Raw genomic sequence first — 24,054 nt, forward strand, 5'->3', positions numbered from 1 at the left:
GGGGCGCCGTCAACTCCACTGCGTCAGGCAAGGCGGCACCAGCAGCGCGAGGGCCAGCGCGAGATAGATCAGCTGCAGCGGGATCATCCACCTGGCCCACGTGATCCACGGCACGCGCGCGAGCGCGAGCACGCCCACCGTGATGCCGGACGTGGGGATCATCGGCGTGGACAGCTCGCCGAGCTGGAACGCGAGGATCGCCGTCTGGCGCGTCACGCCCACGAGGTCCGCGAGCGGTGCCATGATCGGCATCGTCAGCGCGGCCTGGCCCGTGCCCGAGTGGATGAAGAAGTTGATCACCGACTGGATCAGATACATCTTCTGCGCGGAGAACACGGGGTGGCTCGACTGCACGAACGGCATCAGGCCGTGCAGCATCGTGTCGATGATGTGGGCGTCGCGTGCGAGGATCATCGTGCCGCGCGCGACCGCGATCACGAGCGCCGTCGGCGCGAGGTCTTTCGCGCCCTGCATGAAAGCGCCCACCCAGTCGTCGGGCGCGAGCCGGCCGGCGATGCCCACGACGATCGCCATCGACAGGAACAGCGCCGCGATCTCTTCGATGTACCACTCGAATTTCACGACGCCGATCACCATCGAGCCGAGCGCCAGCGCGAAGATCGCCAGCACCGCCATGTGCCGTCCCGTCATGCGGTCGCCGTGCATGACGGGCGGGTGTTCCTTGCGCCGCGCCTGGTCCAGCACATAGGTCGGGCTCAGCGCCGGATTGTGCTTGACGCGCGCCGCGTACCACATGAGGAACAGGATCGTGACGACGGTCGCCGTCGCCCACACGATCAGCCGGTAGCCCATCCCAGAAAACACGTCCACGCCCGCGATGCCCTGCGCGATGCCGACGTTGAACGGATTCAGGAACGCGGCGCCGAAGCCCACCTGCGAACCGAGGAACGGGATCGACACGCCCACGATGGTGTCGTAGCCCAGTGCCAGCGCGAGCGGCACGAAGATCAGGATGAACGGGATCACCTCCTCGTTCATGCCGAACGTGGCGCCGCCCAGCGAGAACAGGGTGACGAACAAGGGGATCAGGGCGGCGCGCACGACGCTCGAGGTCTCGTGCGCGCGGGCGATGGAGCGGATCGCCGTGTCGATCGCCTCCGTCCTTTGCACGACGGCGAACGCGCCGCCGACGACGAGCACGAAGCCGATGGTCTGCGCCGCCTCCACGAAGCCCTTGATGGGCGCCTTCATCAGCGCCACGAGGCCTTGCGGGCTGCTTGCGATGTAGTGGAACGAGGCCGGGTCGACGAGCTGCTTGCCGTTCACGAGATGGGTGTCGTACTTCCCGCCGGGGACGAGCCACGTGGCGAGCGCGATCAGCGCGAGGATCGCGAACAGCAGCACGAAGGTGTTGGGCATACGCAGGCGCATGGGCATCGACCTCATTGACTCAGCAGGGAACCGGAACGGAAGGGTGTCGTGCCCGCGATTTTACAGATGTGCATCCCGCGCTGCAGGTACCGGTGCGCGGTGCTGGCGAACAGCAGGCCGTCGCGGCTCGCGCGCACGGTGGCGGTTTCTCCCGTCACCGGGTTGACGACGTCGGCGACCCCGTCGCCCGCCTGCACCGCATCGCCCAGCGCCTTCAGGAACACGAGCACGCCGGACTGCGGCGCATGCAGCGGTTCGACGCCTTCCAGCGGCGACGCCGCGCACAGCGGCGCAGGCACCGCGGTTTGCGGGACGTCGACGATGCCTTCGCGCGCGAGCCATTGCAGCAGCGCGTGCGCGTCCTGTTCGGCGTAGTCGTAGCGCACGTCCATTTCGCCGCGCAGTTCCACCGTGACGGCGACGCACGCGGGCGGGATCGGTGTCGCCGCATCCGCGTGTTCGGCCAGGTCCCACCACAGCCGGCTGCATGCCTCGTCGAACGGCTCGCCGCCGGAGCCGGCAGAGAGCAGATACGCGTGCGCGCCGAGCAGCGCCGCCAGCGGTGCCACGCGTTCCGCCAGCGCGGGGCCCGTGTACACGTGCAGCAGCGCTTCGTTATCGGAATGCAGATCGAGCACGATGTCGGCGTCGATCGCGAGCGCCAGCAGCGTCTTTTTGAGCGTGTCCGTGTGGCCGGACGGTTCCCATTTTTCGACGGCCGCGCGCGCCGCCGCACGGATCGCCGCGACGTTCGTGTCCGCGTCCGGCCCGAGCCTGCCCGCCAGCGCGTCCTTCAATTCGTCGGCGACGTGGCGGAAGCCCCGGTTGAAATTGATGCCGGTCCCCAGGTCGAAGCGGCCCAGCGGCGTGCCGTGCACAACCTGCGACAGCCCGATGGGATTCGCGGCCGGCACGAGGATCACTTCGCCGTGGATGCGGCCCTTGGCATCGAGCCGTTCGAGTTCGCTCCGCAGCACGTGCGCCACGAGCATCGCAGGCACTTCGTCCGCGTGCAGCGAGGCCTGGATGTAGACCTTCTTGCCGCTGCCGGCGGTGCCGTAATGGTGAGCCGTGAGCTGGTAGTTGGCGCTGCCGGTGTCGGTGGCGATCGGATGGGTCGTCGTATGCATATGCCGTGTCTCCAGGCGTCTGGCTGCCGCCGATTATGTATGAATTTTTACACAACGTAAATCGATGAAAGAAAATTTTCAAAATCTTGTTGAGTTGTGCCGCCGACCTGTTTTACATTTAAAAATATTAATCTAATGACATGCATACGCGATGCCTCTTCGTCCTCCGCCCAGCACTTCGCCCGACGTCGGTTTCGCCGAGTCGTCGCTCGGCCAATCGTTGCTGCGCGTGCTGGCCGAGGGCTCGGCGTCGAACCGCGCGATCGCCGACCACCTGCTGCGCAACCAGGTGCGCGTGACGGCGCTGGGCATCGAGGAACTGGCGGAAGCCTGCGCCGTGTCGACGGCGACCATCAGCCGTTTCGCGCGCGATCTCGGTTTTAAAAACTACGCGGCGATGCGCGGCGCGGTGGCGGAGACGCTGCAATCGCTGCTGCAGCCCGTCGAAAAGCTGCGCAGCACGATCGCGCGCCGCACCGCGAAGGCGTCGCCCGCATTGGAAAGCCTCGGGTATGCGGAAGCCGCGCTGACGGCCACGCGCGGCGCCCTGGCCGGCACGCAGATCGACCGCGTGGGCACGGTGCTCACGAAGGCGCGTACCGTGTACGTGCTTGGGTTCGGCCTGTCGTCGTTCCTTGCGGGCGCCCTCGCGATGCATTTGCAGCCGTTCTGCCGCCACGTCGTCGAGGTCGCGGCGAGCGGCGGCACCGAGGTCGCGGCGGGGCACCTCGCGACCGTCGGCGCGAAGGATGTGCTGGTCGTGATCTCGCTGCCGCGCTACACGCTCGACGTCGTCCCGCTCACGCGGTTCGCGCGCGATGCCGGCGCCGTCATCGTCTCGATCACCGATTCGCCCGCGTCGCCGCTCGCCGAACTGGGGCACCACGTGCTCTACGCGCACAGCGCGCACCCCGTGCTGCCCAGCAGTTCGAGCGCGGCGCTGGCCGTCATCGAAGCGCTCGCGGTGTCGCTGATGACGTCCAACAAGGCCAACGTCGCCAAGGCGGCGCGCCACACCGAGGCCATCGCCGCCTACCTGTACGGCGAACACCAAGTCCGCAGCACGCAGAAAAAAGAGGGTGCACGCAAGCGCTCCGTCGCGAAGACATCCTGAGTCACCCACCAAGATACCCAAGGGAGAGCACTGCATGACGAAGCACATATCGAATACGTTGCGGCCCGCCGTCCTGGCATCCAGCGTCGCGGCGGCGCTGACCTTGATGGCGCAGCACGCGCACGCGCAGGCGCAAGCCGACGAGCCCAAGATGCACCGCGTGGAGATCACCGGCTCGTCGATCAAGCGCATCGACACGGAGACGGCGCTCCCGGTGCAGCTGATCTCGCGCGAGGACATCGAAAAGATGGGCGCGACGACGGCGGCGGAGCTCGTGAAGAACATCAGCGCGAACACGGCGCCGCTGACGGACGGCCCCAGCATCTCGGACGGCACGTCCGGCCAGCGCGGCCTCAATGGCGCCAACCTGCGCGGCCTCGGCGTGTCGTCCACGCTGATCCTGCTGAACGGCCGCCGCCTCGCGAACTTCGCGTCGCCCGGCGACAACTCGGGCGTCGACCTGAACAACATCCCGGCCGGCGCGATCCAGCGCGTCGAGGTGCTGAAGGACGGTGCGTCCGCGATCTACGGTACCGATGCCATCGGCGGCGTGATCAACTTCATCACGCGCAAGGATTACACGGGCATCGACCTGGCCGCGTCGGCCGCGGGCACGCAGCAGGGCGGGGCGGGCAAGAAGACGCTGAGCCTCAGCGGCGGCACGGGCGATTTGAACACCGACCGCTTCAACGTGTTCGGCGTGCTGGACATCCAGCAGCTCGACCGCCTGCGTTCCGGCCAGCGCCGCTTCATTCGCGACCATCCGCTCGCGACGACCCTGCCGGCGCAGATGTCCAGCAACACGTTCCCCGCGAATATCGACATCTCGGCCGCACAGCGCGACGCCCTGATCGGCGCGGGCCTGCTGCCGGCGGGTACCACCGCGCGGCGCGTCAACCCGAGCGCGCCGAACTGCAATCCACCCGCCACCGTGTATGCCCCGAAAGGCCCGGGCGGCGTGGCCGGCTGCAGCTACGACTACATGGAAGATACGGAGATATACCCGGACTCGCGCAAGATCGGCTTCATCGGCCGCGCGACGTTCCAGCTCGATCCGGACAACCAGCTGTTCGCGGAGTGGGTGCAGACGCAGGCCAAGACCAAATACGTGTTGTCGCCGAACCCGGTGTCGTCCTTGCGCAACCTGCCTGTCAGCATCCTGCCGGACGCGTACCGCAACGCGCTGTCTGCGGCCGGGTTGCCTGACACGGTCAGCCGGCTCCGCTACCGGATGGCGGAAGCGGGCAACCGCTCCAACGACGTGACGAGTACCGGCCAGCGCCTGCTGCTGGGTGCCACAGGCACTTTCAAAGGCTGGGACTACGACGTGGCGCTGGGTCGCGCCGAGAACAAGGCCATCGACACGTACGTCGACGGCTACTTCCTGTACGACCAGTTCGAGGCGGGCGTGCGCTCGGGGTTGATCAATCCGTTCGGGGCGTCGTCGCAGGCCGGCCGGGACCTCATCAACAAGATCCGAATCAACGACGACGCACGCAACGCGAAGGGCGTGTCGACATCCCTCGACGGCAAGATGGCGCGCTCGCTGATGGCGCTGGCCGGCGGCGATCTCGCGCTGGCCGTCGGTGGCGAATTGCGTCACGAGCACCAGACGTTCAGGCCGTCGGAGCTGCTGCGCTCGAATAACATCCAGGGTGACCGCGACAGCACGATCCCGGCCGGCGAACTGGCCGACGTGGAGACCGCGGACAATACGCGCAAGGTGGCCTCCGTGTTCACCGAGGTGGTCGCGCCGTTCACCAAGGAACTGGAGATGCAGTTCGCGGTGCGCTACGACCACTACAGCGAAGTCGGAAACACGACGAATCCGAAGATCGGCCTGCGCTGGCAGCCGATGCAATCGCTGCTGCTGCGCGCGTCGGCCGGCACGGGTTTCCGCGCACCGTCGCTGTCGGACCTGAAGCGCCCGACAATCTTCGGCACGACGGCCGGCATCCTCACCGACCCGCAATGCGTGGCGCAGGAAGGCAGCATCGACACGTGTACCGACCAGTGGAACGTCGAACGCCGCTCGAACCCGAACCTGAAGCCCGAGAAATCGCGCGAGTTCTCGCTGGGCGCCGTGTTCGAACCCGTCAAGCGCACGAGCCTCTCGATCGACTACTGGAACATCGAGAAGCGCGACGTGATCAGCACCCTGGGCGAACAGGTCATCATCGAAAACCCGGCCGCGTACAACGGCAAGTACATCCAGCGTGACGAAGACGGCTTCATCTCGAACATCCTCCTGATGAAGGAAAACCAGGGGAAGCTCAGGACGTCGGGCTTCGACATCGCCGGCGACTGGCGCAGCGAGCGTGGGCCCTGGGGCCGCTTCGGCGTCAACCTGTCCGGCACGCTGATCCTGCACTACGACCGTCAGTTCGGTCCGCAGGAACCGTTCCGCACGAACCTGGGCGTGTTCCTGAACGACCAGGCGATCCAGAAATGGCGCCACCGCGTGAACTTCGAATGGGACAACGGCCCCGTCGCCCTGACGCTGGCGAACCAGTACTCGATGGGTTACACGGACCAGAACACGACCTACGACCCGTACACGGACCAACTGCTGCCGCCGAACCACGTGAAGTACTACTCGCTGTGGGACCTGACGGGCAGCTGGACGGTCAGCAAGCAGTTGAAGGTACGCGCTGGTGTCCTGAACCTGTTCAATGCCGATCCGCCGTTCTCGAACCAGGCCTGGTTCTTCCTGGCCGGGTACGACCCGAGCTACACGGACCCGCGCGGCCGCAGCGCGTTCGTGAGCGTGAACTACTCGTTCCGCTGACATGCTGAAGCGCTTGTGCGTCGTGCTGGCGCTTGCGGGCGCCAGCGCGTGGGTCGGCGCCGCACCGGTCGAGCCCAAAGGTTCGCTGGTCATCATCGGCGGCGGCCTGCGCGCCAACAACGCGGAGGTGTGGGAAAGAATCGTCGCGCTCGCGGGCGGCAAGGGCGCCCGCATCGCCGTGCTGCCGACGGCTGCCGAGAATCCCGCGAAGGAAGCGGAGCTCACCGTCGCCGCGTTGAAGCGCTACGGCGCGCGCGCGTTTGTCGTCCCCGTCGCGCCGCGGCTGGCCGGCAAGGACGACGTGGCGTCGGCGCGCAAGAGCGCGGACGATCCGACGCTGGCCGATGCCGTGCGCAAGGCCGGCGGCGTGTTCTTCACGGGCGGAGATCAAGCCCGCATCACGGCGTCGCTACGGCGCGCGGACGGCAGCAACTCAGCCTTGCTGGATGCCGTGTGGACGCTGTACCGGCGCGGCGGCGTCATCGCCGGGACGAGCGCCGGCGCCGCCGTCATGAGCAGCACCATGTTCAACGATCCGCCGCTGGAGGTCATGCCCCTGCTGAAGAACGGCGTGGTCGACGGCAAGGACATCGCGCCGGGCCTCGGCTTCATCGGCAACGACGTCTTCGTCGACCAGCACCTGCTCGCGCGCGGGCGCTTCGCGCGCATGCTGCCCGCGATGCTGGTGAAGGGTTATACGCTGGGACTGGGGATCGATGAGAACACGGCTGCCATCGTGGGCCCGGCACGCGACGTCACCGTGATCGGCTACCGGGGCGCGCTCGTGCTCGACCTTGCGGATGCCACGACGGACAAGGCGCAGCCGCGCTTCAACGTGTCGAATGCGCGCATCAGCTACGTGGACAGCGGCGACCGGTTCAACCTCGCGAGCCGCACCTACGTGCCGGGCCCCGGCAAGGAGCCCGTCGACAGGCGCTACGTGGAGCACCGCGCGCCGATTTTTTACACGGACATTCTCGGCAACACGGCGGTGGCGGACCTGCTGGAAAAACTGGCGGACAGCGATTTGCAGCGCGCCGTCGGCGTCGCGTTCGAAGGGCCGGACAGCGTGGCACCGGATCGCGGCTTCGAGTTCACGTTCACGCGCGTGCCCGACAGCGCGACGTATGTGACGAACCGCGAGGATGCGTATTCGGTCTACCGGATCCGGATGGACGTACGGCCGGTGCGGGTGCACCAGCCGTTCTACACGGCGGAGTGAGGAAGGGTGTTGGATGCCGGGGCATCCAACACGTGCCCAACCTACTGCTTCAGCAAGGGCTTCAGGTACTTGCCGGTGACGCTCGCCGGATTGTTGGCCACGTCTTCCGGCGTACCGTGCGCGACGATCGTGCCGCCGCCCGCGCCGCCTTCCGGCCCTAAGTCGACGATCCAGTCCGCCGTCTTGACGACGTCCAGGTTGTGCTCGATGATGACGAGCGTATTGCCCTGGTCGCGCAGGCGGTGGATCACTTTCAGCAGCAGGTCGATGTCGGCGAAGTGCAGGCCCGTCGTCGGCTCGTCGAGGATGTACAACGTGCGTCCCGTGTCGCGCTTGGACAGTTCCAGCGACAGTTTCACGCGCTGTGCCTCGCCGCCTGACAGTGTGGTCGCGCTCTGGCCCAGCTTGATGTAGCCGAGGCCCACGTCCAGCAGCGTGTGCAGTTTTCTCGCGATGACCGGCACGGGCTTGAAGAACTCGTGCGCATCCTCGACCGTCATCTCCAGCACTTCGGTGATGTTCTTGCCCTTGTACTGGACTTCCAATGTCTCGCGGTTGTAGCGCTTGCCGTGGCAGACGTCGCAGGGCACGTACACGTCCGGCAGGAAGTGCATCTCGACCTTGATGACGCCATCGCCCTGGCACGCTTCGCAGCGGCCGCCCTTCACGTTGAACGAGAAGCGGCCGGCGGAATAACCGCGTTCCTTCGCCGTCGGCACCGTCGCGAACAGGTCGCGGATCGGCGTGAACACGCCCGTGTACGTGGCCGGGTTCGAACGCGGCGTACGGCCGATCGGGGCCTGGTCGACGGAGATCACCTTGTCGAAGTGTTCCAGGCCGTGGATGGCGTCGTGCGGCGCCGGTTCCGTCTGCGAGCCGTACAGGTGGCGCGACAGCGCGGGATACAGCGTGTCGTTCACGAGGGTCGATTTACCGGAACCCGACACGCCCGTCACGCACGTGAGCAGGCCCACCGGAAGCTCCAGCGACACGTTTTTCAGGTTGTTGCCGGTCGCGCCCGTGATGACGAGCTGGCGGTCCGGGTCGGCCTGCGTGCGCTTCTTCGGCACGTGGATCTTCTTCTTGCCCGAGAGGTAGGCCGCCGTCAGCGACTCCTTGCTCTTCATGATGTCCTTCAGCGAGCCCTCGGCGATCACGGCGCCGCCGTGCACGCCCGCGCCCGGCCCCATGTCGACGATGTAGTCGGCCGTGCGGATCGCGTCCTCGTCGTGTTCGACCACGAGCACGCTGTTGCCGATGTCGCGCAGGTGCTTCAGCGTGCCGATCAGGCGGTCGTTGTCGCGCTGGTGCAGGCCGATCGACGGCTCGTCCAGCACGTACATCACGCCCGTCAGGCCAGAGCCGATCTGCGACGCGAGGCGGATGCGCTGTGCTTCGCCGCCCGACAAGGTGTCGGCGCTGCGGTCCAGCGACAGGTAGTCGAGGCCCACGTCGTTCAGGAACGACAGGCGTGCGACGATCTCCTTGATGACGCGTTCCGCGATGTCGCGCTTGGCGCCCGTCAGTTCGAGGTCCTTGAAGTAGCCGAGGCAATCGCGCAGCGGCGTCTTCGCCACTTCATAGATGGCGCGCTGCTGTTTGCCGTTGCCGATCTTGACGTAGCGGGCTTCCGTGCGCAGGCGCGCGCCGCCGCACGACGGGCATTCCTTCTCGTTGATGAACTTCGCCAGCTCTTCCTTCACGGCCATCGAATCCGTCTCGCGGTAGCGGCGCTGCAGGTTGTTCACGACGCCTTCGAACGTGTGCTCGCGGATCACCGTGCGGCCACGCTCGTTCACGTACGCGAACGGCACCGACGTCTTGCCGGAGCCGAACATGACGACGTCCTGTGCGGACTTCGGCAGCTGCTCGAACGGTTTGTCGAGGTCGAAGCCGTAGTGGGCCGCGAGACTCGTCAGCATCTGGTAGTAGAACTGGTTGCGGCGGTCCCACCCTTTCACGGCGCCGGACGCCAGCGACAGGTTCGGGAACGCGACGATGCGCTTCGGATCGAAGAACTCGATATGGCCCAGGCCATCGCATTCCTGGCAGGCGCCCATCGGGTTATTGAAGGAGAACAGGCGCGGCTCCAGCTCCTGCAGCGAATAGCCGCAGACGTTGCACGCGAACTTGTTCGAGTAGATGTGCTCCTTCTCGGTGTCCATCTCGTACGCGACGGCGCGGCCGTCCGCGATGCGCAGCGCCGTCTCGAAGCTCTCGGCCAGGCGCTGCTTGATCTCGGCAGTCACCTTCACGCGGTCGATGACGACGTCGATCGTGTGCTTTTCCGTTTTCTTCAGCTTCGGCAGGTCGTCCACGTCGTAGATCTTGGCCGCGTGCGTGCCGCTCTGGATGCGGAAGCGCACGAAGCCCTGCGCCTGCATCGCTTCGAACAGGTCGCTGTGCTCGCCCTTGCGGTTCGCCACGACGGGCGCCAGGATCATCAGCTTGGTCCCTTCCGGCATCGCGAGCACGGCATCGACCATCTGCGACACGGTTTGCGCGGCCAGCGGCTCTTCCGGGTGGTCCGGGCAGTACGGCGTGCCGACGCGCGCGTACAGCAGGCGCAGGTAGTCGTGGATCTCGGTGACGGTGCCGACGGTCGAGCGGGGGTTGTGCGACGTGGCCTTCTGCTCGATGGAGATGGCGGGCGACAGGCCTTCGATCATGTCGACGTCCGGCTTTTCCATCAACTGCAGGAACTGGCGCGCGTACGCGGACAGCGATTCGACGTAGCGGCGCTGGCCCTCGGCGTACAGCGTGTCGAAGGCAAGCGACGATTTACCGGAGCCCGACAGGCCGGTGATCACGATCAGCTTGTTGCGCGGCAGGTCGAGATTGATGTTCTTGAGATTGTGCGTGCGGGCGCCGCGGATACGGATTTCTTCCATTGTTGTTTGAAGGCTTTCGAATGGTTGCGGGGCCGGCGCACGGGATGCTCATGAGCGGGCCGAACGGGAAAGCGCACTAGTTTACCTGTTTTTATTTACAGTGGTATGCCGGTGCTCGAAAAAGTCTGCGGGGCTTGGCAGCATGATATGACGACTTGTCAAGACGTGCCGCGCGACGGCGCCGGGTGCGTTCCGTATGTGGTCCGCGGATGGGGCAATTCAATGGCAGACGTACCAGAAAGCCGAAATTTTTTTGGCGGGCGTATTGATGCGTATCTCTTCGAATCCGGGCACTTCGCCCCCATTTAGGCTGTCTGAGCGGATGCTGCAAAACGGTCGTCCGCCAGCACCGCAACATGCGCAAAAAGTTGCATCTTAAAGCAACGAAACAGGCATAATAGTGGACGCATCTTAACCAGTTTCCCCGACGCTTAGACATCACGCAGAGTCAGGGACTATCCAAAGGAGCTTTACAAAATGGCATCAGTCAACAAGGTCATCATCGTCGGCAATCTTGGCCGCGATCCGGAAATCCGCTACATGCCGAGCGGCGACGCCATCGCCAACATCGCCGTGGCGACGTCCTACAAATCGAAGGACCGCAACACCGGTGAGCAGAAAGAGCTGACCGAGTGGCACCGCATCTCGTTCTTCGGCCGCCTGGCCGAGATCGTCGGCCAATACCTGAAGAAGGGTTCGTCGGTCTACGTGGAAGGCCGCCTGCAGACCCGCAAATATACGGACAAGGACGGCATCGAGCGCTACGCCACCGACATCATCGCTGAAAACATGCAGATGCTGGGCGGCCGCCAGGGCATGGGCGGGGGCGACAGCTACGGTGGCGGCGACGACATGGGCGGCTACGACGCAGCCCCGAGCCGCCCGGCCCCGCGCCAGGCCCCGCCGGCACCGGCCGCACGTCCGCAGCCGAAACCGGCTCCGAACTTCTCGGACATGGATGACGACATTCCGTTCTAAACCGGAATCCGCCGTCCACTGATGAAAGCCCGCTCTTCGCAAGAACAGCGGGCTTTTTCTTTGCACGCATCGATGGGTTACAAATTTGTGCCTTATTGCACCGCCATGACCACCCGGTTACTCTTGAACACACGATGAGCACACGCCGGACGACACACGATTATTTCTGCAGCATCGAGGTTGCCGTGGACTGCATCAGCGGGAAGTGGAAGCCGACGATCATCTACTACCTGAAGAATGGGCCGCTGCGTTTTACCGATGTGGTGCGGTTGATTCCACGCGCATCGCGCAAAGTGCTCACCGCCCAGTTACGGGAACTGGAAGCGGACGGCCTCGTTCACCGGGAAGCGCTGGATGACGAAGTGCCGAAAGGTGTCGAATACAGTCTGACGGAAGCGTCGCGCACGTTGCTTCCCGTTCTGCAGTCGCTGCACGAATGGGGTGTCGGCCATGCCCGCCGCAACGGGATCGATTTACGTTTGCCTGAACAGGATCGGAGCACATGATGGTGATCGAGTATGTCCGCTACAAGATTCCGGCCGACCAGGCCGACCAGTTCGTATCCGCCTACGCGACGGCGGCCGACGCGCTGCACACATCCAGCCACTGCCTGGGCTTCGAGCTGAGCCGCTGCACGGAAGAGCCGACGTCGTTCATCCTGCGGATCGAATGGGATTCCATCGAAGGGCACATGGAAGGGTTCCGCAAGAGTCCCGAATTCCGCACGTTCTTCGCGAGCGTCAGGCCGTTCGTCGGCAACCTCGAGGAGATGCGGCATTACGAACGGACGGCGGTGCTGTCGCGGGCGTGAGTGCCCCTGTTTGGGCTGGGCTCACGGCTTGGGTGCACGACGCCGCAACGGTATGACTCAAGTTAGTGCGCATCGGCTTGGCAACCATGGACTGGGCTGGCACAGAACCTGCATTGGATGCAGTGTCAGCCGCCGTCGGCGGTCACACCGATCGGAGTCCAGGATGTCGTACGCAGAAGTTCTACCCGTCAAAGCCACCGCCCCGTCCGAACCGAAGCTGTCCGGCGACGTGTTCGGCGCGCTGATCAACCTGTCCGGCCGGCGGCGCTTCACGTCCCAGCGGGTCGTGCTGTATTCCGTGCTGGCATCGCTCGGCCACGAAGGCGCCGACAAGACCGCGCGCGACACGCTGGCGTCGTTCAAGGATGCGCACGTCACGCTCGTGCAGGGCAAGCAGGGTTTGCCGGGCATCTTCTGCCCGCAATTGCAGGACGCTTACTTCGGTAACCTGCAGGGAGACAAGGTCGTGCGCGACTTCATCGCGCTGTCCGAGAACACGCTGGACGCCATCGCCGGATCGTCGCCCCGCGCGCCGGCGTTGCTCGACGAGCTGGTGCGTAGCGCGACGCCGCTGCTCAGCGTGCTCAACGCACTGACCTTGGTGTACGAGGAACAGTCCAAGCGCCATGCCCTGCTGCAGCGCAGGCAGATGCAGGACTTGATGGGCGACATCAAGACCATCGCACGGCAGGCGCGCATGGTCGCCTTCAATGCACAGGTCGTCGCCGCGCGCGCGGGGCCGGTGGGCAAGGAGTTTGCCGTCGTGGCGAGCACGATGACGAACGTCACCGGCGAGATCGACGAACTGGTGCAGACGGCGTTGGCGGGGTCGTTGACCTACTGACTCACGCCTCCACCTGCCCCCCCAGCGGCACGCGGTTCAACCGCACATACGCATCCAGCACGTCCGTCTTGTGCACGGCCCCGAGCAACTCGGGGTCATCGGCGCTGCGCACGGCCGGCAGCCGCTCGCCGAAATGGCGCATGAACTGGCGCAGCGCCTCGTCCAGCCCCATGTCGGCCGTGACGACAGGCAGCGCGTCGGGCCGCGCGATCTCGGCGCAGGTGCGGGCCGCGGCCTTGTCGTGTTGGTACAGCGCGGCGACGTCGTGCAGGGCCACCGCGCCGCGGTAGCGCATGGCGGCATCGACGAGGTACACGTATTTCACGGGATGTTCGCGGAACAGCGCGGCGGCTTGCGCGACGGGCGCGTGCTGGGGCAGGAAAGTGTCGGCGGGGCGGATCAGCTCCTGCATGCGGATCGCGCGCAGGCGCTCGCGCTCCTGCTCGTCGGCCGCGCGGCGCGCGGTGATCTCGTACATCGACGGCCCGTTCACGGCCCGCGCGACGCCGAACGCGACGACGCATGCGAGCATCAGCGGCAGCATCAGCGAGTAGCTGAGCGTCATTTCGAAGATCATCAGGATGGCCATCAGCGGCGCGCTCGTCGCGGCGGCCAGCACGGCGCCCATGCCGACGGCGACAAAGGCGGCCGGCGCCGCGGCCGTTTCCGGCGACAGGGCCTGCGGCACGAGCGCGAACAAGTGGCCCACCGCCGCGCCGACGAACAGCGTGGGCGTGAAGATGCCGCCGATGGCGCCGGAGCCGCTCGTGAGCAAGGTCGCCGCGATCTTGCAGACGAGGACCACGAGCACGGCCTGCCACAGCCACGACTGGTGCAGCAGCGCGTTCACGACACTGTAGCCGTTGCCCCACACCTGGGGCACCCAGATCGAGATCGCGCCCACGCCGAGTCCCCCGAGCGCGAGCCGCAGCGGCAACGGCAGGGGGCTCCCCGCGAACAGGCGGCGCATGCGCTGCAGCGCGTACAGGAAGGCCGGCGCGATCAGGCCTGCGAGCACGCCGAGGGCGACGAACCACACGACTTCCAGGTTGGCGATCGGCGCGAAGGCCGGCATCTCGTACGTGGGGTGGTAGCCGGGCAGGCGGCGCATCGTGATGTTGGCGACGACGGCCGCCACCATGATCGGGCCCAGGCTGTTCATCGTGATGGCGCCGAGGATGATCTCGGTGACGAAGAACGCGCTCGCGATCGGCGCGTTGTAGGCGGCTGCGATGCCGGCCGCCGCGCCGCAGGCCACGAGCAGGCGCAGGCGCACCGTGTTGAAACGGGCGATGCGGCCGACAACGGACGCCGTCATCGCGGCCAACTGGATCATCGAGCCCTCGCGGCCGATCGAGCCGCCGGACGCGATCGACAGCAGCGACGACACGCTGTTGACGAGCGTGAGCTGCACCGGCACCTTGCCGTCGCCGACGGCCACCACTTCCATGTAGTCGGCCCGCGCGCCGGCAGCGTGGCGGCGCGCCAGCACGAGCACGCAGCCCGCGCACAGGCCGCCGGCGCACGGCGTCAGGAGGCGCGCCTGCCACGACAGCGACGTCGCGATCTCGACGAACGAGCCGCTGCGGCCGAATAGCAGCGCCTGCAGCAGCGTGAGGCCGTCGCGGAAGACGAGCGTTGCCAGCGCGCCGGCAAAGCCGACCAGCGCCGCCCACAGCAGGATGGCGTTGGCGCGCAGCAGTTGCGAGAGCCGCGTGCGCAGGCGGTCGGGTGGAGACGTGTTCATGGTGTGATGTGCGGCCTGGCGCGGCGTCCAGGCCGCCAACTATAGCATGCACACGGCATGCGCCCGTCGGCTTACCTGGTCGGCGACCTCAAAATGAAAAATCACCTGGCCCAAATTGTGAAAGCGATTTCATGTCGTAAATCCGCCGCGCTAGTTTAGTAAACCGACTAAACATCGTGTGATTTTTGAAAGCTTGTTGAAACGACCCTCCTTCCTTTGTATAAATTTTCCTGGGTGGAACGCAGTGCCCATCGGATCCAGGCGGCATCTCCCTCGTTTAGTAAATCGTCACGAGGCGGTGCGGATGGCACCCCGCAATTCCACACGTAATGAGAGACCTGCCACCACCACCACAAAAGCCCTTGGCAGGACATAACCAGGAGACCTACATGACGTTAAGAACCCCTCTCGCCGCCCGGCAGCGCATCTGCCGCGCGACGCCCATCGCCATGGCGGTGGCCACCGCATTGCTGGCCGTCGCGCACGCGCACGCGCAGGACGCGGCCGCGCCGGAACAAGTCGTCGTCACCGGCTACCGCTACTCGATCGAAAAAAGCCTCGACCAGAAGCGTGAAGCGAATTCCATCGTCGAAGTGATCACGGCCGAGGACATCGGCAAGTTCCCCGACAAGAACGTGGCCGATGCGCTGCAGCGCGTGCCGGGCGTGATCATCGACCGCAGCGGCGGCGAGGGCAAGAACGTCAGCGTCCGCGGCCTCTCGTCCGAGCTGACCCTGACGGAACTGAACGGCAACTACATCGCGACGGCCGAATCGAACGGCGATCCGACCCGTTCGTTCAACTACACGTTGATGCCGTCGAACATGCTGTCCAGCGCGGAGCTGTTCAAGACGCCGGAAGCGCGCATCGACGAGGGCGGCATCGGCGGCACCGTGATCCTGCACACGCGCCGTCCGCTGGACGTGAAGTCGGGCTCCGGCTTCGTCAATGCGGAGGGCACCTGGGCCGACACGACCAAGAAGACGGACGGCCAGTTCTCGGGCCAGTACGCGTGGCACGATGCATCGAACCGTTTCGGCGTCCTGGTGGGCTACACCCAGCAGAAACGCACGACGCGCACCATGGGCACGAGCACGGAAAACTGGCAGTGGTACGGCGACGACTACGAGGCGCATCCGGCGACGGACGTCAACGGCAGGCCCTCCAAGATGGACAGCTACTGGTGGGGCGAGTCCGGCTTCTACGACCAGGGCGGCCACTACTACACGAACTTCATGATGCCGACGTCGGTCAACTTCAACGTGAAGACCGAGGAGCGCGAGCGCAAGGGCGGCCAGCTCACGCTGCAGTTCAAGCCGGTGCGCAACCTGAACCTCGTCGCCAACTACTTCCGCTTCGACCTGTCGCAGAACTCGCAGACGAACACGCTGAAGATCCCCGAGTGGAACCTGGCGCGCTATTCCGGCGACGGCAACTGGCCGGGTGGCCGCATGCTCGACGGCCTCACGTTCGACCCGAGCCACACGCTCGTCACCGGCGCGCAGTACAGCGCCCACCCGGGCAAGACGTATTACTGCAGCGGCGACGCGGCCGCGGCCGGCGGACTGACGAACACCGGCGGCTTCGGTCCGGACGATTGCACGGTCCCGACCCCGCAGATCACGGGCAGCTTTAATCGCGAGAAGGCGCTGTCGCAGACGTTCGACCTCGAAGCGGATTGGCACGGCCAGTCGCTGGACGCCAGCTTCAAGGCCGGCCGCACGTGGGCCGGTGGCGGTCCGTCGCTGCAGTTCGGCATGCCGATCAAGCCGCGCCTGCAGAATGCGGACGGCAGCTGGACCCTCGGTAACTACGCCAGCGCGTGGAGCCTGGCCGGCACGCCGACGATGACGTTCTCGCCGCAGCTGATGGACAACCTGATGAAGGGCATCGGCGAGATCGACCTCGGTTCGACGTCGTCGTCCTGGACGCGCAACAGCAACCAGCAGAAGTACGCGCAGGGCGACTTCACGTGGCACACGGACATGAACTGGATCGACTCGCTGCAGTTCGGCGCGAAGTACCGCGACGGCGGCATCCACCGCAACACGGGCAACAACTACTGGGTGTGCCAGGGCGCGGACCCGACCAACTACGACAAGCGTTACCAGGCCGGTTGCGATCCGACCGCGAACAAGTTCCAGCCGTCGTACCTGTACGGCCAGTCGCTGCCGAACATCGCCGGCGGCATCAAGGCCAGCGCTTTCCCGGCGATCGACTACCCGGCCTATATCTCGCACCTGAACCAGACGTACGGCCAGATGCAGACGCGGAACGAAGACAACTTCGTCTACAACGTCAGCGAGAAGATCTCGTCGGCCTACGTGCAGGCCAACATCAAGACGGACCGCCTGCGCGGCAACGTCGGCCTCCGCTTCGTGCGCACGAAGCAGCATGCCGATTCGACGGACCGCGTCGACAACTACAGCGACTATTTCTTCAATGGCGCCAACGGCAGTCCGGCACCTTGCCAGGCGGGCGGCGCGCCGGCCGCCGGCGCACCCGCGGGCTCCGGTTGCGTCAGCGGCTTCACGACGCTGCCCGACAGCACGGCGCACACGCAGTCGTTCGTCGTCAGTGCCCTCGACCGCACGTACAACGACGTGCTGCCAAGCCTGAACCTCGCGTACGACCTGACGGACACCCTGCTGCTGCGCGCCGCCGCATCGAAGGCGATCTCGCGCCCGAGTTATTCGGACATCGCATCGCCCGGCGGCCTGCAGTACTACAGCCAGGAATACGTCAACGACCGCCGCCTGATCGGCGGTGGCGACAAGCAGGGCTGGTTCGGCAGCGGCAGCAACAAGAACCTCGAGCCGTACAAGGCGACCCAGTACGACCTGGGCCTGGAGTGGTACTTCCATCGTGGTTCGGTGCTCGGCGTCGACGTCTTCCGCAAGAATGTCAGCAACTTCTCGGTGCCCGTCGTGCAGAACGTGACGATGTCCGTCGGCGGCCAGAACGTGACGGTGCAGAACTACTCGACGAGCGCCGGCGGCCGCGACGGCGTGTCGAAAGGCGTCGAACTGTACGCGCAGCACACGTTCGCGTCGGGCTTCGGCTTCCAGGTCAACTACACGTACAACAAGACGAACGAGGCCGCGATCACGCTCGAAGACGGCACCAACATCGGCACGTCGCCGCTCGTCGGCAGCGCGAAGAACCAGGCCAACGTCACCCTGTTCTACGAGACCGACAAGCTGCTGGCGCGCGTGTCGTACAACCGCCGCGGCGAAGTGGTGGATGGCCTCGAGAACGGCTTGAACGTGTACGAGGATCCGTACAGCCAGGTCGACGTGAACGTCGCGTACAACCTCACCAAGGAGCTGAGCCTGACGGCGTCCGTGCTGAACCTGACCCGCCAGGAGTCGCGTTCGCACCTGGGCAACGACACGCAAGACCGCTTCTATTCGAACGGTTACGCCGGCCGCATCGCGTACGTGGGCCTGAACTACAAGTTCTAAGCCCGCAGCAACCTGCCTCCCCGCGCCCCATCCGGGCCCCGGGAGGCGTCTTCTTTTGTGGAGACCTTCATGAGTACGCATAATCGGATCAGCAACGAGCGGATCACCAGCATCACCATCGTCGGCGGCGGCTGCGCGGGCTGGATGGCCGCGGCGGCCCTTGCGACCTACCTCGGCAAGGGCGCGACGATCCGCCTCGTCGAGTCCGAAGAAATCGGCATCGTCGGCGTGGGCGAGGCCAGCGTCCCGCACATGAAGCTGTTCAATGGGCAGTGGCTGGGCATCGACGAAGCGGAATTCGTCAAGCGCACGCAGGCCACCGCGAAGCTGGGCATCCAATTCAACGACTGGGCGCGCATCGGCGACCGTTATTTCCACGGCTTCGGCGCCATCGGCCGCTCGATCGGACCGCTGCCGTTCCACCAGTTCTGGCTGAAGCTGCACCTGGCCGGGCGCGCGGGACCGATCGGCGATTATTCGCCGCAGACCGTGATGGCGCCGCGCAACCGGTTCGCGCCCGGCGACCGGAACGCGTCGCCGCAGTCGCCGCTGGCCGACATCGCCTACGCCTACCACTTCGACGCCGGCCTGTACGCGCGCTATCTGCGCGACCTGGCGGAGCGGCGTGGCGTGCGCCGTATCGAAGGCAAGATCGTCCAGGTGAACCAGCGCGCGGGCGACGGCTACATCGAATCGGTGACGCTGGAAAGCGGCGAATCCATCGGCGGTGAACTCTTCATCGATTGCTCCGGCTTCCGCGGCCTGCTGATCGAGCAGACTTTGCAGACCGGCTACGTGGACTGGTCGCACTGGCTGCCATGCGACCGCGCGCTCGCGGTGCCCAGCGCCAGTACCGCGCCGCTCACACCGTACACGCGCGCCAAGGCGCAGGCCGCGGGGTGGCAGTGGCGCATCCCGCTGCAGCAACGCGTCGGCAACGGCCACGTGTATTCGAGCCGGCATATCAGCGACGATGAAGCCGCCGCCACCTTGCTGGCCAACCTGGACGGCGAGGCGCTGGCCGAGCCGCGCCTGCTGCGCTTCACGACGGGCATGCGCAGGAAATTCTGGAACAAGAACGTCGTCGCGCTGGGGCTCGCCGCCGGCTTCCTCGAACCGCTCGAATCCACCAGCATCTACCTCGCCCAGTCGGGCATCACGCGCTTGCTGAGCCTCTTCCCCACGCGCGACCCGAACCCGCTGCTGGCGGAACGCTACAACAGCGAATCCGTGTTCGAATACGAGCGCGTGCGCGATTTCCTCATCCTGCACTACCACGCCACGCAGCGCGACGACACGCCGTTCTGGAACCACTGCCGCACGATGGCCGTCCCGGACACGTTGCGCGAGGCGATGGACCTGTTCCGCACGGACGGCCGCTACTTCCGCAACGGCGAGGACTTTTTTGCTCTGCCCAGCTGGGTGCAGGTGATGCTGGGCCAGCGCATCGTCCCGCGCGGCTACCACCCCATCGTCGACGAGATGCCCGAAGGGAAGCTGGTCGACCACGTCGAGGGCATGCGCGCCGTGCTGGCGCAGGCAGTCGGCACGATGCCCACGCACGAAGAATGGATTGCGCGGCACTGGACCGCGTTTACTAAATCGCGCTAAAAACCGCGCAGTTTCGTTGGCATCGATTGACGCTGCGGACGGTGCTATCAAAATGACGACGACAAGATTTCAAGGAGACATATCGTGACCCGTTTTTTTTCATCCAAACCAGTGATGCGTGGCCTGTGCGTTGCCCTGTTCGCGTTGCTGCCGGCGCTGTCTCAAGCAGCCGCGCCCGCGCCCGCACTGCGTCCCGTCAGCGCGACCGAATCCGCCGCGCTCGCGCAGCGCGTGAAGGACGAGATGCGCCATGCCTGGCAAGGGTATAAACAGTATGCCTGGGGCCACGATGCGCTGAGCCCCTTGAGCAAGAAGCCGCGCGACTGGTACGCGCACTCCCTGTTGATGACGCCCGTCGATGCCTTGGACACGCTCGTCATCATGGGCCTGAAGACGGAGGCGGACGAGGCGCGCGAGCTGATCGCGACGCAGCTGTCGTTCGACCAGGACATGGAAGTGCAAAACTTCGAGATCACGATCCGCCTGCTGGGCGGCCTGATCTCGGCTTACCAGCTGACGGGCGACGACCGCCTGCTCGCGAAGGCGGACGACCTGGGCCGGCGCCTGCTGCCCGTGTTCGAGTCGCCGACGGGCCTGCCGTACACACACGTCAACCTGCGTACGGGGAAGGTCAGCGGCAACGTGAGCAACCCGGCGGAGACGGGCACGCTGGTCCTCGAATTCGGCATGTTGAGCAAGCTGACGGGCAAGCCCGTGTACTTCGAGAAGGCCAAGCGCGCGCTCGTCGAAACGTATCAACGTGCGTCGGCGGATGGTCTCGTGGGTTCGGCGATCGACGTGGAAACCGGCAAGTGGGTCAACACGGATGCCCACATCGGCGGCGGCATCGACTCCTATTACGAATACCTGTACAAGTGCTACCGCCTGTTCGGCGACGGCGAATGCAAGGCGATGTGGGATCACAGCATCGCGGGCATGAACAAGTCGCTGGCCGACAAGCGCGACGGCGCCCTGTGGTACGGCCACGCCGACATGAACACGGGCCGCCGCACCGCCACGCAATACGGCGCGCTGGACGCGTTCATGCCTGCGCTGCTGGCGCTGGGCGGCGACGTGCCGCGCGCGAAGGCGCTGCAGGAGTCGGGCCTGCGCATGTGGCGCCTGGCCGGCGTCGAACCGGAAGCGCTGGACTATGCGCGCATGAAGATCACGTCGCCGGGTTATGCGCTGCGTCCGGAGATCATCGAATCGGCGTACTACCTGAACCACACTACGGGCGACGCGCGCTACCGCGCCATGGGCCGCGAATTCTTCGAGGCGTTCGTACGCTGGTGCCGCACCGATTCCGGTTATGCGGCGCTGAAGGACGTGCGCACCAAGGTCCAGGAAGATTCGATGGAGAGCTTCGTCTTCGCCGAGACGTTCAAGTATTTCTACCTGCTGTTCGCGACTAAGGAAGCGCTGGACTTCGATGCCGTCACGTTCAACACGGAGGCGCATCCGCTGCGCCTGCCGGCGGCGCATTGAAAGGGGCGCGCGCATGACCGGTTTCCCAACCCCGCGCCTGGCAGCGCTGCTCGCGGCGATCATGCTGCCGCTGGCGGCGCAGTCCGCGTCGCAGCTCGATGCCACGCCCGTCAACACGTTCATCGGCACGCAGGACGAAGGCAACACGTTCCCCGGTGCGTCGGCGCCGTTCGGCATGATCCAGGTCGGCCCCACGGGCGAGCATTACGCGGGCTGGCGCTACAGCGACGCGCGCATCCGCGGCTTCGGCCACTCGTACCTGTCCGGCGCGGGCTGCTGGGAGCAGGGCGGGCAGCTGCAGGTGCTGCCGGTCACGGGCCGCATCGGCCCCGGCGGCGACTTCGACACCGCGAAGGCGGACAGCTTCGACTACAAGCGCTATGCGGCCGGCTACACGCACGACGGCGAAGTCGGGCAGGCCGGCTATTACAAGGTGCAGTTGACGAGTTACGGCGGCATCACGGCCGAGACGACGGCGCTGACCCGCGCCGCCGCGGAGCGCTATATGTTCGCGGCCGGCGCCGACACGGGCCACGTGCTGCTCAACGTCGGGCAGGCGAACGAGCGCCATTCCGTCGTCGGCAGCGCGCTGCGGATCGTGGACGACCGCAGCGTGGAAGGCCGCATCACGACGAAGAGCTTCTGCGGCGGCGCGCAATACACGACGTGGTTCCGCATCGTGTTCGACCAGCCGTTCGTCGCCCACGGCATCTGGGACGACCGCGGCGGCTGGCCGAACGCGCAAGGCACCAGCCAGCAAGGCGACAGCCGTCCGCACGGCGCGTGGCTGACGTTCGACCTGAAACGCGGTCGCGCCGTCACGGCGGTCAGCGCGATCTCGCACGTGGATGCCGACGGCGCGCGCGCCAACCTGCAGGCGGAAGGCATGGCCGGCAACCGGCCGCTCGCGTTCGACGCGATGCGCGAGAAGGCGCAGGCGGCCTGGCAGCATGAGCTGTCGAGTGTCCGCATCGACGGCGGCAGCCAGGACGACCGCACGGTGTTCTACACGGCGCTGTACCACGCGCTGCTGCAGCCGCTGACGGGCAACGACGCCGACGGTCGCTACCGCGGCTACGACGACGCGATCCACACGGCGAAGGACTGGACGTATTACGAATTCTTCTCGCTGTGGGACACGTACCGCGCGCAGAATCAGCTGCTCGCGCTTCTGCGCCCGCAGCGCGCGCGCGACATCGCGAACTCCGTGCTGAAGATCCGTGAACAGGGCGGCTGGCTGCCGCGCTGGGGCTATGCCAACTTCGAGACGAACGTGATGACGGGCGACCCCGTCACGCCCTTCCTCGTCGACCTGTGGCGCTACGGCGCGCTGAAAGGCCGCGAGCGCGAGGCGTACACCGCGCTGCGCGAGAACGCGTCCGGCGTGCCGCCGCAGCGCATCCGTGCACAAGGCCGCGCGGGCAATCCGAGCTATCTGCGCCAGGGTTTCGTGCAGTACGACCGCGCGTTCGTCGCGAAGGGCATGGACATCGATCCGCACCACGGCGCGTCCGCCACGCTGGAGTATTCGCTGTCCGACAGCGCGCTGGCCGTGATGGCGAAGGCGCTGGGCCATGCCGACGATGCCCGCGTGCTGGACCAGCGTGCCCTCAACTGGCGTCGCGTGTGGGACGCGGACGTCATCGACAAGCAGACCGGCCTGCGCGGCTTCCCGCGCCCGCGCGTGCAGGACGGCAGCTGGTTCGCCGACGTCGGCGGCGGTTACGATCCGCGCAGCGAGCGTGGCTTCCACGAAGGCACGGCCTGGCAATACCAGTGGCTCGTACGCCAGGACATCCCTGGCCTCGCCGCCGCGATGGGCGGGCCGGCGCAGGCGCTGCACCGCCTCGACCTGTTCTTCGACTACGACGCGCTCGTGGCCGATCCGCAGGCCGTGCGCAAGTCGTGGGTCGTCGGGCCGTACAGCTATTACAGCCAGTTCCGCTACAACCCGAACAACGAACCGGACCTGCACGCGCCATGGGTCTACACCTTGCTGGGCCAGCCGTGGAAGACGACAACCGTGCTGCGCGCGGCGGAAACGCTGTTCGGCAATGGCCCCGGCGGCGTGACGGGCAACGACGACCTGGGGACGATGTCGGCCTGGTATCTGTTCAGCGCATTGGGCATGTACCCGGACACGCCGGGCAGCGGCCGCTTCCTGCTGCACGCGCCCCGGTTCGCGCACGCGGAAATCGACCTGCCGCAGGGCCGCGTGCTGCGCATCGATGCGCCCGACGCCAAGCCCGGCGAGCGCCGCTTCGTGCACGCGGTGAACTGGGCGGGCAAGCCGGTGTCGCGCGTGTGGCTCGACTGGGAACAGCTGCAGGCGGGCGGCACGCTCGGCTATACGCTCGCGCCGCAGCCTGACGTGGCGGGCTGGGGCACGCAGGCCCGCGACCTGCCACGCTGAGCCGTTTCATGGACATGCCGGTCAGCATGGTCCGGCTCGCTGTCGACCAAATTTACGGAACAGCGAGCCGGCGCGCGCCCAGTCAGCACGCATAGGGGCTACGGGTGCCGATGGCACGATCGATGCTTGAAAAAGAGGCATACCTTTTTCAGCCCGAACGA

The 24,054-nt window shown here is 66.1% G+C and carries 15 protein-coding genes; 11 read left to right on the top strand and 4 right to left on the bottom strand.

Features of this window, described 5'->3' with window-relative positions; all coding sequences use genetic code 11:
- Positions 1-9: 9 nt before the first annotated feature.
- Positions 10-1,380, bottom strand: coding sequence for a YfcC family protein (locus NX784_RS25075; protein WP_258819413.1), 1,371 nt, complete (start codon positions 1,378-1,380; stop codon positions 10-12).
- 23 nt (positions 1,381-1,403) lie between these two features.
- Positions 1,404-2,522 (bottom strand): succinylglutamate desuccinylase/aspartoacylase family protein, encoded by a 1,119-nt coding sequence (locus NX784_RS25080; RefSeq protein WP_258819414.1) that lies wholly within the window; start codon positions 2,520-2,522, stop codon positions 1,404-1,406.
- Positions 2,523-2,673: 151 nt separating this feature from the next.
- On the opposite strand from NX784_RS25080, the gene NX784_RS25085 reads away from it, so the two are divergent.
- The 3 genes from NX784_RS25085 to NX784_RS25095 are packed head-to-tail and all read left to right on the top strand — an operon-like array spanning position 2,674 to position 7,646.
- Entirely contained in the window at positions 2,674-3,636 is a 963-nt protein-coding gene (locus NX784_RS25085; protein ID WP_258819415.1) for a MurR/RpiR family transcriptional regulator, read from the top strand.
- A 34-nt stretch (positions 3,637-3,670) separates the two neighbouring features.
- Positions 3,671-6,424: a TonB-dependent receptor gene (locus NX784_RS25090; protein ID WP_258819416.1), complete on the top strand. Its 2,754-nt coding sequence runs from the start codon at positions 3,671-3,673 to the stop codon at positions 6,422-6,424.
- 1 nt (position 6,425) lies between these two features.
- Entirely contained in the window at positions 6,426-7,646 is a 1,221-nt protein-coding gene (locus tag NX784_RS25095) for a cyanophycinase (RefSeq protein WP_258819417.1), read from the top strand.
- 41 nt (positions 7,647-7,687) lie between these two features.
- Here NX784_RS25095 and uvrA read toward each other — a convergent pair whose 3' ends face one another.
- A complete protein-coding gene (gene uvrA, locus NX784_RS25100; protein WP_258819418.1) occupies positions 7,688-10,537 on the bottom strand; it encodes an excinuclease ABC subunit UvrA in 2,850 nt (949 codons plus the stop codon).
- 477 nt (positions 10,538-11,014) lie between these two features.
- On the opposite strand from uvrA, the gene ssb reads away from it, so the two are divergent.
- The 4 genes from ssb to NX784_RS25120 all read left to right on the top strand — a co-directional run bounded on the left by ssb (position 11,015) and on the right by NX784_RS25120 (position 13,170).
- Positions 11,015-11,515 (top strand): single-stranded DNA-binding protein, encoded by a 501-nt coding sequence (gene ssb / locus NX784_RS25105; RefSeq protein ID WP_056437874.1) that lies wholly within the window; start codon positions 11,015-11,017, stop codon positions 11,513-11,515.
- A 134-nt stretch (positions 11,516-11,649) separates the two neighbouring features.
- A complete protein-coding gene (locus NX784_RS25110; protein WP_258819419.1) occupies positions 11,650-12,021 on the top strand; it encodes a winged helix-turn-helix transcriptional regulator in 372 nt (123 codons plus the stop codon).
- The gene (locus tag NX784_RS25115) at positions 12,018-12,326 is read left to right on the top strand and encodes a putative quinol monooxygenase (RefSeq protein WP_258819420.1); all 309 of its coding nucleotides are present in this window, start codon (positions 12,018-12,020) and stop codon (positions 12,324-12,326) included. The genes NX784_RS25110 and NX784_RS25115 overlap by 4 nt, the downstream gene beginning before the upstream one ends.
- A gap of 163 nt (positions 12,327-12,489) precedes the next feature.
- Positions 12,490-13,170: a methyl-accepting chemotaxis protein gene (locus tag NX784_RS25120; protein ID WP_258819421.1), complete on the top strand. Its 681-nt coding sequence runs from the start codon at positions 12,490-12,492 to the stop codon at positions 13,168-13,170.
- Position 13,171: 1 nt separating this feature from the next.
- Here the strand turns inward: NX784_RS25120 and NX784_RS25125 are convergent, their stop codons facing one another.
- Positions 13,172-14,917, bottom strand: a complete 1,746-nt coding sequence (locus NX784_RS25125) for a ClcB-like voltage-gated chloride channel protein (RefSeq protein WP_258819422.1) — start codon at positions 14,915-14,917, stop codon at positions 13,172-13,174.
- Between the two features lie 389 nt (positions 14,918-15,306).
- On the opposite strand from NX784_RS25125, the gene NX784_RS25130 reads away from it, so the two are divergent.
- From NX784_RS25130 to NX784_RS25145, 4 genes are all read left to right on the top strand, one after another.
- Entirely contained in the window at positions 15,307-18,381 is a 3,075-nt protein-coding gene (locus NX784_RS25130; RefSeq protein WP_258819423.1) for a TonB-dependent receptor, read from the top strand.
- Positions 18,382-18,450: 69 nt separating this feature from the next.
- Positions 18,451-19,992: a tryptophan halogenase family protein gene (locus NX784_RS25135; protein WP_258819424.1), complete on the top strand. Its 1,542-nt coding sequence runs from the start codon at positions 18,451-18,453 to the stop codon at positions 19,990-19,992.
- An 84-nt stretch (positions 19,993-20,076) separates the two neighbouring features.
- Positions 20,077-21,480: a glycoside hydrolase family 47 protein gene (locus tag NX784_RS25140; RefSeq protein WP_258819425.1), complete on the top strand. Its 1,404-nt coding sequence runs from the start codon at positions 20,077-20,079 to the stop codon at positions 21,478-21,480.
- A 13-nt stretch (positions 21,481-21,493) separates the two neighbouring features.
- Complete coding sequence (locus NX784_RS25145; RefSeq protein WP_258819426.1) at positions 21,494-23,893, top strand: GH92 family glycosyl hydrolase; 2,400 nt, start codon at positions 21,494-21,496, stop codon at positions 23,891-23,893.
- The last annotated feature ends 161 nt before the right edge of the window (positions 23,894-24,054 follow it).

Source organism: Massilia pinisoli (assembly GCF_024753285.1).
GTDB lineage: Bacteria > Pseudomonadota > Gammaproteobacteria > Burkholderiales > Burkholderiaceae_D > Telluria > Telluria pinisoli.

Coding starts and splice junctions, on each gene's coding strand:
- NX784_RS25075 (WP_258819413.1), bottom strand. CDS start 1,380: ATGCCCAACACCTTCGTGCTGCTGTTCGCGATCCTCGCGCTGATCGCG.
- NX784_RS25080 (WP_258819414.1), bottom strand. CDS start 2,522: ATGCATACGACGACCCATCCGATCGCCACCGACACCGGCAGCGCCAAC.
- NX784_RS25085 (WP_258819415.1), top strand. CDS start 2,674: ATGCCTCTTCGTCCTCCGCCCAGCACTTCGCCCGACGTCGGTTTCGCC.
- NX784_RS25090 (WP_258819416.1), top strand. CDS start 3,671: ATGACGAAGCACATATCGAATACGTTGCGGCCCGCCGTCCTGGCATCC.
- NX784_RS25095 (WP_258819417.1), top strand. CDS start 6,426: ATGCTGAAGCGCTTGTGCGTCGTGCTGGCGCTTGCGGGCGCCAGCGCG.
- uvrA (WP_258819418.1), bottom strand. CDS start 10,537: ATGGAAGAAATCCGTATCCGCGGCGCCCGCACGCACAATCTCAAGAAC.
- ssb (WP_056437874.1), top strand. CDS start 11,015: ATGGCATCAGTCAACAAGGTCATCATCGTCGGCAATCTTGGCCGCGAT.
- NX784_RS25110 (WP_258819419.1), top strand. CDS start 11,650: ATGAGCACACGCCGGACGACACACGATTATTTCTGCAGCATCGAGGTT.
- NX784_RS25115 (WP_258819420.1), top strand. CDS start 12,018: ATGATGGTGATCGAGTATGTCCGCTACAAGATTCCGGCCGACCAGGCC.
- NX784_RS25120 (WP_258819421.1), top strand. CDS start 12,490: ATGTCGTACGCAGAAGTTCTACCCGTCAAAGCCACCGCCCCGTCCGAA.
- NX784_RS25125 (WP_258819422.1), bottom strand. CDS start 14,917: ATGAACACGTCTCCACCCGACCGCCTGCGCACGCGGCTCTCGCAACTG.
- NX784_RS25130 (WP_258819423.1), top strand. CDS start 15,307: ATGACGTTAAGAACCCCTCTCGCCGCCCGGCAGCGCATCTGCCGCGCG.
- NX784_RS25135 (WP_258819424.1), top strand. CDS start 18,451: ATGAGTACGCATAATCGGATCAGCAACGAGCGGATCACCAGCATCACC.
- NX784_RS25145 (WP_258819426.1), top strand. CDS start 21,494: ATGACCGGTTTCCCAACCCCGCGCCTGGCAGCGCTGCTCGCGGCGATC.